This is a genomic window from Polaromonas sp. (assembly GCF_039932935.1).
In the GTDB taxonomy this organism is placed as follows: Bacteria; Pseudomonadota; Gammaproteobacteria; order Burkholderiales; family Burkholderiaceae_C; genus Polaromonas.
The window spans coordinates 18694-29238 of sequence record NZ_JBDTPB010000017.1; the positions used below are offsets into that span (position 1 = coordinate 18694).

The window sequence follows — 10545 nt, forward strand, 5'->3', positions numbered from 1 at the left end:
TCTCTTCTGTCTTTTTTTAAGTCACTGTCTCGTTGCCCGTGCCTCTGGTCAACTCTTCTGGACCTTGCGGGCCTTGCCGTCGAGGAAGTCTTTAACGCGGCGCTTGGCCTCGGGCGCGCTTTGCGCCACAGCCGCCATCAGGGCCTCGGTGAAAAAGCCCTGGTCTGCAGGCTGCTCGGCAATGCGCGGCAATGCGTGCATGAGGGCGTAGTTGGTGAGAGGTGCGTTTTCCGCAACACGGCCCGCCAGCTCGAGCGCTTTGTCGAAGGCCTGCCCGGCGGGCACCAGGTATTGCGCGATGCCGATGCGCTCACCGTCCTGGGCGTTGTAGACCCGGCCCGTCAGCATCATGTCGGTCATGCGGGCAGCACCAATCAGCCGCGGGATGCGCACCGCGCCGCCGCCGCCCACAAAAATGCCGCGCGAGCCTTCGGGCAGCGCGTAGAAAGCGCTTTCGTCGGCCACCCGGATGTGGCAGGCGCTCGCCAGCTCGAGGCCGCCGCCGACCACCGCGCCCTGCAGGGCCGCAATGACGGGCACCGGCCCGTACTGCACGCGCTCCAGCGCCGCATGCCACATGCGCGAATGGTGCATGCCCTGGCTGGCGTCGCGCTCCTTGAGCTCGCTGAGGTCAAGCCCCGCGCAGAAGTGATCGCCCTCGCCGCACAACACGGCGGATTTGGTCTCGGAAGGCAGGTTTTCGAACAGGTCGCGCAGCGCAACAATCAGCGCATCGCCCAAGGCGTTGCGCTTGGCGGGGCGCGCCAGGCGGACGACGGCAATGTTGCCGCGCATTTCAAGATGAAGGTATTTTGGGGTCATGTGAGCCAGGTTCTGAAAGCCAATTATGGTTATGAATAATAACTATTACAACGTGATATCTCGTCTTTTTTCTAGTGAAAACCCTAGGGCGCGATGAAGCAACAGCGATGCGGGCAGGCCAAGGCAATCAGCCGATCCGACAGCAGTTGGACATTCTTTGACGGTGCAGAGGATTATGAAGAGGTGCCCATCAAGTGCGGAATGGACACCGCGTGCGAAGGCCGACACTGACGCTCAGCCTATGCGCAACCATGCGGCGTGCCCGCGCAACGCCGCAAGCTAACCCGCGCCGTGGCCGGCGCGAGGCGCCGCCAGCCGCGGCTCAGCTCAGTTTAGATATTGAGCCACTTCAGCAGTTCGCGCATGCGCGCTTCTGATGTGGTGTCGAACTGCTCGATGCCGATGCGCTTGAGCACGTCCTTGCCGGCATCGCTTGCGGGCAACGCCAGCAATTCCTCCTGGATGGCCTTGAGCTGTTCTGGCTTGACGCGTTTGTGGGCTACCAGCGGGAAATAGGGCTGGGCCACGCTCTTGTGCAGGATACGGCCACCGTCTTTTTCCCATTTTTTGGCAATGCCCGAGTACGAGGCAACACCACCCACGTCGGCAAATTTGTTGTCAAGGTAAAAGCCGACCGCAGCCTGCTCGCGCACGAACTGCACGTTTTCCTTGTCCACCAGGATGCCTTTGTCCCTGAGCTCAGCGGCGCAGAAGCGGGACATGTAGGCGATCTGCTCCGGCAAGGCAATCCGCTTGCCCTTGACGTCGGCGATGGACTTGAGGGCCGAGCCCTTAGGCGCGATGATGAAACACTGACCGTCGGGCTTGGTGCTGGCAATGTAGCTGTAGCCGTAGTCGCGCATGCCGCGCGCCGGGTAGTCGCTGGGCCGCGCCATCACCAGGTCGAAGCGGCCGGTCTGCATGCCCTCTTCCAGCTGCTTGAACTCACGCGCAAACACCACGCTGACCTTGGCTTTCATGGCCTTGCTGATGACCTCCGCCAACCCCTGGTATTTGGCGATCACCTGGGCGTGGTCCAAGCCGCCCGAAGTGCCCTCGCTGATACCCAGTATCAGCTGCTGGGCTTGCGCCTGGGCCTGGGCATGGGCAACGCCCATGAAAAACTGACCGCCTCCCAGTAGCAAGGTCAGGCTTCCTAACATCAAAGTCCGCTGCATAAGCTCCTCCTTATATTTATCAAGAACGCATGCTAATGGCTGCTTTGGCCGGTTGCCAGTCGCAATGTGTCACTTGGTGTTACTTTAATAAACATCTTCACCATAAAGTTACGACGCGTGCAAGTAGTCATGCCTATGCGGCGCGCGAGAAACGCCGCCAGCGAGAGACCGCCGTCTGTTTATCGCAGGCCCTTGACATAGCGCGGCGCATTCGGATCCCGGTGCCTGCGCTCCCGCGCTGACTCGCCCTCGCCGAAAATGGCGCCGAAAGTCGACTCGATAAAACCCGATTCGGGATAGACCTCTTCCTCGGTATCGATCGACCGGGCGCTCTGGCGGTCCGGCACAGGGGCCGGGGCAAGTACCGGCTGGCTGCGCTCCTTCACCACCTCGGACACCATCTGCACCAGCGGCACGCGCGCCCTGAGCTCGGGGACGGCCATGATTTCTTCCAGCCGGTCGGCCCACACGGCCAGGTCCACGTGTCCGTCCTCGGCGGCCTTTTCCCGCGCAAAACGCGCTATTTCGGCCGCGTACTCCTGGTTGCCGGCCATCCACTCGGTGTCTGTCACCCGGCCGGTTTTACGCCGCAACAGAACATGCAGATGGGCTGCAACGGCAATTTTTTCACTGGAAGGCATGGTGCGCTGTCCTTGAAAGTGGAATCCGGTTGTCAATCAATCAGGTGCCCAGCCGCTCGGCATGCTGGGTAATGTCGAGGCCATCGCTCTCCGCGGCTTCGCTGACACGCAAGCTGACAATGAGCGACGTGACCCACAACGCAAGCGCCGTCATGAAGAGGCTGTAGAGCATGACCGCGCCGGCGCCGATCGCCTGGGTCATCACGCTTCCCTCGACACCGGAGATGGCCTTGCTGGCAAAGACGCCGGTCAGCAGCGAACCCACAATGCCGCCCACGCCATGCACGCCGAACACGTCCAGCGAATCGTCGGCGTTGAGCAGGCGCTTCAGGCCCGTGGCGCCCCAGTAGCAGGCCACACCGGCTACCAAGCCAAACACCAGGGCGGCACGCGGCGAGACAAAGCCTGCCGCCGGCGTGATGGCGACCAGCCCCGCCACCAGGCCCGAACACAGACCCAGCAGGGAGGGACGCCCGCGAACAACCCATTCGGCCGCCATCCACGACAGCGCGCCCGCGGCAGCCGCGATGTGCGTGACGGCCATCGCCAGGCCGGCGCGGCCGTCGGAGGCCACGGCAGAGCCGGCGTTAAAGCCGAACCAGCCGACCCAGAGCATGCCCGCACCGGCCATGGTCAGGCCCAGGTTGAAAGGTGTGAAGGGTTCACGGCCGTAACCGTGGCGCGGCCCGAGCACATAGGCACAGACCAGCCCGGCTATGCCGGCGTTGATGTGCACCACCGAGCCGCCGGCAAAGTCCAGCGCGCCCATGCGGGCAAGCCAGCCGTTGGGCTCCCAGACCCAGTGGGCTATGGGCGCGTAGACGATGACGGTCCACAGCGACATGAACACCAGCATCGCGGAAAAGCGCATGCGCTCCACAAACGAGCCGACTACCAGCGCAGCCGTGATGATGGCAAACGTCAGCTGGAACATGGCATAGACCGACTCGGGAATGTTGGGTGCGATATGGCTCACAGCTACCTTCTGCGCATCTTTCACATAATCCAGCCCGGCGAACCAGAACCGCTCGGGACCGCCCAGATAGTGGCCGAGCGCACCTTTGCCGGGCGTGAAGGCAATGGAATAACCCACGGCAAACCAGAGCAGGCTGACGACCGCACAAATGGCGACGACGCAGGCCATGACGTTCAGCACGCTCTTGCGGCGCACCATGCCGCCATAAAAGAGTGCAATGCCGGGCAAGGTCATGAGCAACACCAGTGCGGTGGAGGTCATCATCCACGCGGTGTCAGCACCATTGAGGGTCTCCACGCCGACCAGTCCCGGTTGGGTCAGTGGTGCGGGGGCCGGTGCAACCGCAGGGGAAGGCGCAGGAGCGGCAACCATCGGCGCTGGAGGGGGCGCTGGAACTGCGGCCGGCGGCTGGGCAGGGGCGACCCCCGGGGCGCTGACCGCCACAACCGGCGGGACTACCGCGGGAGAAGCGGCGGGTGGTGCCGTGGTTTGTGCCAGGACCTGCTGGCACGCCAGGCCCAAACATATAGACATACCCAACGCCAGAAATCTGTTCACTTGCATACGGTGCCCGCCTGTTCAGTCAACAACAATTGGTAACAGCAGGCATAAGTCGTGCCAATATTGCAGTAGCCCTTGTGATGGAGTTGCCACGGGAATTTGTACGGCAAAAGTGCGCATGCCGGGACGCTTCGGCGCCCCAAAAACCGCCGCACGCGCCACCGACAGCCCAAAGCCCGGGGGCGGGAAACCCCCAATGCACTAGGACAGTGCGCCAGCTATATTGGATGACTTGCTGACGAGCCTAGCTGCTCGCAACGCGAGGAGCCGAGGAGACACGAGAGAGTCATTAAAAAGTACACAAGCAAAGCGGCATTCCACAAGAGATGCAGATTTGCAAAAAGCGCTGGTAACCCCAGCGCTTTTTTTATGCCGCCGCCCAGATGAGGTGCCCCCTCAAAAGCCCCAACCTCTTTAATGGACGGGCGCAACCAGCTATTCATTTGATAGCAAGCCCCGTTCGGGGCGATGAGACAATCCGGGCCATGGAATTATTTATCGTCTCGCTGGCCTCATTGCTGGCCGGTTTTGTGGACTCGATCGTTGGAGGCGGCGGTCTGATCCTGGTGCCCACCCTGTTTGCTGTTTTCCCCACCACCCACCCCGCTACCCTGTTTGGGGTGAACAAGGGCGCGTCGGTCTGGGGCACGGCGGTCGCCACCGCGCAATATGCCCGCCGTGTCGAGCTCCGCTGGGCGGCGCTGCTCCCGGCTGCTGCGGCGGGTTTCGCCGGCTCCCTGGCGGGCGCCTGGCTGGTGACGGTCATCTCTCCGGGGTTTTTGCGCAAGACCCTGCCTTTTGTGCTGGTGGCCGTGTTGTTCTATACGCTGGTCAAGAAGGAGCTGGGCCGCCACCATACGCCGCGCTTCACCGGGCACGCCGAAACCACCGCCGCCTGCAGCATCGGGCTGGTGCTGGGCTTTTACGACGGATTCTTCGGCCCGGGCACCGGCAGCTTCTTTGTCTTTTTGTTTGTGCGCTGGCTCGGGTATGACTTCTTGAACGCCTCGGCATCGGCCAAGCTGCTCAACACTGCCACCAACTTGGCGGCGCTGGCGCTCTTTGCCTACAAGGGCCATGTCTGGTGGCACTTTGCCCTCACGATGGCAGTGGCCAACGTGGCGGGCAGCCTGCTGGGCACCCGGCTGGCACTGAAGCACGGCGCCGGCTTTGTCAGGGGGGTGTTTATTGCCGTCGTCAGCGCGCTGATCTTCAAGACGGGCTATGACGCGTTCCTGCGCTAGCCCCGCGCGGGCGAAACCTTAAAGTTTCAATGTCAGCTGGCGCCACGCGCCCTCGATGGCGTCGTGCACCAGAGTTGCGCCGGCAAAACGCAAACCACGTTGCTCCGCGGCGGGCAGCCGAAGAATCAGGGTGTCGTGCGTGGGTGGCCGTGCACCTTCGCGCGCTACGCTGATGTGCAGGCTCTGGGGAGTGCAGGCGACCTGCAGGCTCCATTGGCCGTATGCGCCGTCGCGGCAGCCTTGGGAATGACCGTCGTCTTCAAAACAGGTGGCGTTGAACTGGCCTTCGCCCTGGAACGGAAACACCTGGAAGCCGCGCAGATCCTCGACGCGCCCGAAATGGATTTCACCCAGATTCATCGGGATCGCACAGCCTTCGCGCGCCAGCAGGGGCGGCGGGCCGTCCAGCCTGGCTTCGAGCGTGACATGCTGGCCGGCTGCGAGATAGCGCGCCGTGTGCCACTCGTACCAGCCACCGGTGCCCGGCAACCACACCCGCCGCTCGTGCTGGCCGGGCTCTACCACCGCGGCCACCAGCAGGTTGGAGCCAAGCAGCATGTCGTCGTTTTCTTCCAGGCAACGCGTGTCTGCCGGAAAGTCGTGATAGGTCGGCCGGATGATGGGCTCGTAGGCGCTGTGGTAACGCCACACCAGGTCATACAAGTAGGGCATGAGCCGGTAGCGCAGGTGAATCAGCTCGCGAATCTGCGGCGTGACTTCGGGGTACATCCAGGGTTCGTTGACGGTTTTGTCGTCGTTCCATGAATGAATACTGAAACGAGGCAGAAAAATGCCGTGTTGCACCCAGCGCACCAGCAACTCCGGGCCGGGCGCGGGGCCCGAGAAGCCCCCAATGTCGTGCCCGGTATTGGACACACCCGACATGGCCAGGCCCAGGCCCATGCGGATGTTGTAGCGCAGGGTTTCCCAGGCGGTGTAGTTGTCGCCCGACCAGGTCTGCACATAACGCTGCATGCCGGCCGCGCCTGAGCGCGACACCAGGTAAGGCCGCTCGGCCGGCGCGAACTCGGTCTGCGCGGCGTGCGAAGCCTGCATCATCAGCAGGGTCTGCAATGGGCGTGCCTCACGCGCAGGGCGCGGCGCGCCAAAGCCGTGGGCCATGGCCTTGTCGCTCCAGATTTCGTATTCGTTGTTGTCGTTCCAGGTGGTGGGGATGCCGTACTGGAGCAACTGCTCGCTCACCTGCTTCTTCCACCAGGTGATGGTGGCGGGGTTGGTGAAGTCGAGGTAGGCACCGGTGCCGTCCCAGAACTGGATGGCGGTGGGCTGGCCATCCGGGTCTTGCACCAGCAGGCCCGCCTGGCGGGCTTCTTCGAAACGCGGGTGGTCGCGCAGCAATGCAGGCTTGATGTTGGGCACCAGGCGCACACCGCGGTCGAGGTAGCTCTGCACGAAGGCGGCCGGGTCGGGAAACTTTTCGCGGTTCCAATTGAAGACGTAACGGCCGGTGCCGATGGAGGTGTAGCCCGAGGACAGGTGAAAGGAGTCGCACGGAATGTCGTGCTCTTCGCAGCGCTCGAGGAATTCGCCCATGCGCTCCTGCGCGTTCGGCGCGTCGGTATAACTCATGGTCGAGCCCGAGTATCCCAGTGCGTAGCGCGGCGGAAAGATCGGGCGGCCGGTCAGCCAGGTGTAGCGGCGGGTGATGGCGGCCGGGTCGTCTCCGGCGATGTAATACAGGTCGAGGTCGCCGTGGTCAGCCACAAAGTAACGGTAGGGGCCGTGGTAGTTGTCCATTTCGCGGCCCATGTCGAAGCTGCAGTCTGACAAGGTGTCGTAGAAGAGGCCATAGCACAGGCCCGCGTCTTGCTCGCCGCCGTTGCCTGGTTTTCGGGTGATGTAAAACGGGATGTGCTTGTACAGCGGGTCGGTGCTGCGCGCGCTATAGCCCATGGGGTCAAGGTTGCACATGCGGTAACGCTGGCCGGCGCGATTGGCGTCGCCTGCGCGCTCGCCCAGGCCGAAGTAGGCCTCACCGCGTTCGCGTTGCAGGTAGTGGTAAACCTTTTCGTCCCACCAGCCGAAGTTGTAGCTTTGCGTGGAGCGGTCGGCTGCGGTGGCCTGCCATGCGCCGTGGTGCCGGCTTTCCCAACGGCAGAAAAAACCTTCAAGGGCAATGGTCAGGCGCACGGCGCCGGCGGTGATCTGCAGTCGCGCGCCGTCCTGATCCAGCTCAAACGCGGGCAGCGAAAAACCGCTCACGTCAAATCGGTCGCAGCCTTCGACGGGCAGGTTCGCCAGCCCGGGCGCCACCGTCCAGCTGCGCGGCATCTGCAGCCGGCCTTGCGGCAGCACCAGCACCCGGACGATGTCTTCTTCGAGCACCCAGACATGGGCCGCGGCGGCGCCAGCGCTCTCCAGGACGAGGTGGTTACCGCTGCGGGACTTCAGGGCGAATACGGGGGGGTGGTCAAGGCGCATGTCGATGGATCGGGAGAGATCGGGAAATCGGGGTCAAGCAGGCACGGCGCTTACAGGCGCAGGCCGTTCTGGTCAAAATAATGCAGCTGCTCCGCGGGTGCGCTCACCCGTACGGTGTCGCCGCGCTTGATGGCTGTCTGGCCGTTCAGAATCAACTCGAAGGGCGCGTCGGCCACCACCTTGCCGTGCAGGATGCTGGTGCTGCCGAGCTGTTCGACCTGCGACACCACCAGTTGCAGCGGGCCGTCGCCCGACAACTGCGCGTGCTCGGGCCGGATGCCCACAGTCTGGGTGCCGGGCTTGGCCCCGGGTATCTGTGCCACCGGCACGAAGTTCATGCGTGGGCTGCCGATGAAACCGGCCACGAACTGGTTGCAGGGCCGGTTGTACAGCTCCAGCGGCGAACCGACCTGTTCGATGCGGCCGGCGCGCAGCACCACGATCTTGTCGGCCATGGTCATGGCTTCGACCTGGTCGTGGGTGACGTAGACCATGGTTGCGCCCAGCCGGGCATGCAGGTCGCGGATCTCGGCGCGCATCGAGACGCGCAGTTCAGCGTCGAGATTGGACAGCGGCTCGTCGAACAAAAAGAGTTTGGGCTCACGCACGATAGAGCGTCCGATCGCCACGCGCTGACGCTGGCCGCCGGAGAGCTGCGTGGGCTTGCGCTGCAGCAGCGGCGTAAGCTGCAGCATGGCGGCGGCGGCGTTGACCTTGTTTTCGATGACGGGTCTGGCCACGCCCAGGTTCTCGAGGCCGAAAGCCATGTTGTCGTAAACGCTCATGTGAGGGTACAGCGCATACGACTGGAACACCATGGAGCAGCCGCGGTGCGCGGCGCTCACCTCGTTGACGCGCTGGCCGTCGATGCGGATGTCGCCGCTGCTGGCGGGCTCCAGCCCCGAGATGATGCGCAGCAGCGTGGATTTCCCGCAGCCCGATGGGCCGACAAAGACCACGAATTCACCGTCGGAGACGGTCAGGTCCACACCATGAATGATGGTGGCTTTGTCGAAGGTTTTAACGACATTGGCGAGTTCAAGAGTGGCCACGGGGAGTCCTCGGTTTATTTGACACCGGCGCTGGCAATGCCGGTCGCGATGTATTTCTGCAGGAAAGCGAAGACCAGGGTGATCGGGATCAAGGTGATCACGGTCATCGCCAGCAGGTAGTGCCACTGCGTGTTGAGTTCGCCCTGGAAGGCGTTGAGCGCAAGCTGCAGGGTGAAGTGCTCCGACTTGGACAGCACGATCAATGGCCAGAGGAAGTCGTTCCAGCGCCACATGAAAGAGAAGATGGCCAGCACCGCCATGGCCGGCGCGGCCAGCGGCAGGATGATCTTCCAGTAGATGCGCCACTCGCTGGCGTTGTCCATGCGCGCGGCCTCCAGCAGTTCATCGGGAATGGTCAGCATGTACTGACGCAGCAAAAACACGCCGGTGGGCGTGGCCACCGCAGGCAGGATCACGCCCCAGAGGTTGTTCAGCAGGCCCAGGCCCGAGATCACCAGAAAGGCGGGCACAAGGATGATGGTGGGCGGAATCATCAACGTGGCGATGATCAGCACGAACACGGTCTTCTGCCCGGTGAACTGGTACTTGGACAGCGCAAACGCGGCCATGGAGTTGAACAGCAGCGTGAGGAGGGTGGCCACCACCGTGATGAACACGCTGTTCCACAAATAGGTGCCAAAGGCGAACTTGCCGAACAGCTCGGTGTAGTTGGCGCCGGCAAACTTGAGCTCATTCATCGGCTTGCGGTCATTGATGTTGATGCGCAGCTCGGTCTGCGGCGCTGCCGGGTCAACCATGGTGGCGATGAGGCCAATGCGGCGCACTTGGGCCAGTTCGCGAACCTGGCCATGCTCGTCCTTGGCGCGAAACAGCGGCAGGGGTTTGTCGTAACCGGCCACCACAACTTCCTTCTGGGTGTAGGGCAGAAAGGTCGGCGGGAACTGGCTCAGCGCGCTTTCGGTCTTGAAGGACGACATCACGAGCCAGAGCACCGGGCCGAACATCACAAACAGCCCGGCCAGCAGGTAGGCATAAGACAACCAATCCGTCCAGTGCAGGCGTGTACCGCCGTGCGCGCGGCCCCTTGTGCGGGTGAAGAAATTTGCCATGGCTGCGGTCCTATTTTTTGGTTTTTCCGGCCTCGCCGGCTTTGGACAACCGCAGTTGCGCGAGCGTCAGGGCCATCAGGCCGACAGCAAGAATCAATGAGGCCGCAGCGGCCAGGCCATACAGGTGGATCTGCTCGGCAAAACCGGTCTGGTAGATGTACTGCACGATGAAGGTGGTGGCCGAGCCCGGGCCGCCGCCGGTGAGTACGAACACTTCGTCAAAGGTTTGCACCGCGCGGATCATCACCAGCACGAGCACCACGATCAGGTTGGGCATGAGCAACGGCAGTGTGATGCGCCTCAGCACACGCCAGGGCGGCGCGGCGTCCATCTCGGCGGCTTCGTACACATCTCTCGGAATGGCCTGCAGGCCGGCCAGCAGGATGAGTGTGTAGAACCCCATGTGGGCCCAGATCGACACCACCACCACCCAGAAAAAAGCCCAGTGCCGATCCAGCAGCCAGTCCATCGGCGAGCCGCCCATGGACACCAGCGCGGCATTGAACACTCCCTGGCTTTGCAGCAACCACTTCCAGATCAGCGCCACCACCACCGGCGA

8 protein-coding genes and 1 pseudogene are annotated in these 10545 nt (G+C 63.1%); 1 reads left to right on the forward strand and 8 read right to left on the reverse strand.

Features of this window, described 5'->3' with window-relative positions; genetic code table 11:
* Positions 1 to 48: 48 nt before the first annotated feature.
* From ABI546_RS02725 to ABI546_RS02740, 4 genes and pseudogenes are all read right to left on the reverse strand, one after another.
* Positions 49 to 822: a crotonase/enoyl-CoA hydratase family protein gene (locus ABI546_RS02725; protein WP_348043864.1), complete on the reverse strand. Its 774-nt coding sequence runs from the start codon at positions 820 to 822 to the stop codon at positions 49 to 51.
* Positions 823 to 1154: 332 nt separating this feature from the next.
* Entirely contained in the window at positions 1155 to 2000 is an 846-nt protein-coding gene (locus ABI546_RS02730) for a PhnD/SsuA/transferrin family substrate-binding protein (protein ID WP_348043865.1), read from the reverse strand.
* 368 nt (positions 2001 to 2368) lie between these two features.
* Positions 2369 to 2641 (reverse strand): annotated as a pseudogene (locus ABI546_RS02735) (hypothetical protein); the annotation flags it as partial.
* Positions 2642 to 2681: 40 nt separating this feature from the next.
* Positions 2682 to 3989, reverse strand: a complete 1308-nt coding sequence (locus ABI546_RS02740; protein ID WP_348043866.1) for an ammonium transporter — start codon at positions 3987 to 3989, stop codon at positions 2682 to 2684.
* Between the two features lie 674 nt (positions 3990 to 4663).
* Between ABI546_RS02740 and ABI546_RS02745 the strand changes: the two genes are divergently transcribed.
* Positions 4664 to 5422, forward strand: a complete 759-nt coding sequence (locus tag ABI546_RS02745; protein ID WP_348043868.1) for a TSUP family transporter — start codon at positions 4664 to 4666, stop codon at positions 5420 to 5422.
* Positions 5423 to 5440: 18 nt separating this feature from the next.
* Here the strand turns inward: ABI546_RS02745 and ABI546_RS02750 are convergent, their stop codons facing one another.
* From ABI546_RS02750 to ABI546_RS02765, 4 genes are all read right to left on the reverse strand, one after another.
* Positions 5441 to 7864 (reverse strand): glycoside hydrolase family 31 protein, encoded by a 2424-nt coding sequence (locus ABI546_RS02750; RefSeq protein WP_348043870.1) that lies wholly within the window; start codon positions 7862 to 7864, stop codon positions 5441 to 5443.
* A gap of 50 nt (positions 7865 to 7914) precedes the next feature.
* Positions 7915 to 8916 carry an ATP-binding cassette domain-containing protein gene (locus ABI546_RS02755; protein WP_348043872.1) on the reverse strand — a complete coding sequence of 334 codons (1002 nt, stop codon included), beginning with the start codon at positions 8914 to 8916 and terminating at the stop codon, positions 7915 to 7917.
* A 14-nt stretch (positions 8917 to 8930) separates the two neighbouring features.
* Complete coding sequence (locus ABI546_RS02760; protein WP_348043874.1) at positions 8931 to 9986, reverse strand: carbohydrate ABC transporter permease; 1056 nt, start codon at positions 9984 to 9986, stop codon at positions 8931 to 8933.
* A 10-nt stretch (positions 9987 to 9996) separates the two neighbouring features.
* Positions 9997 to 10545 (reverse strand): sugar ABC transporter permease (locus tag ABI546_RS02765; RefSeq protein WP_348043876.1); only part of this gene is annotated, 549 nt, incomplete at its 5' end.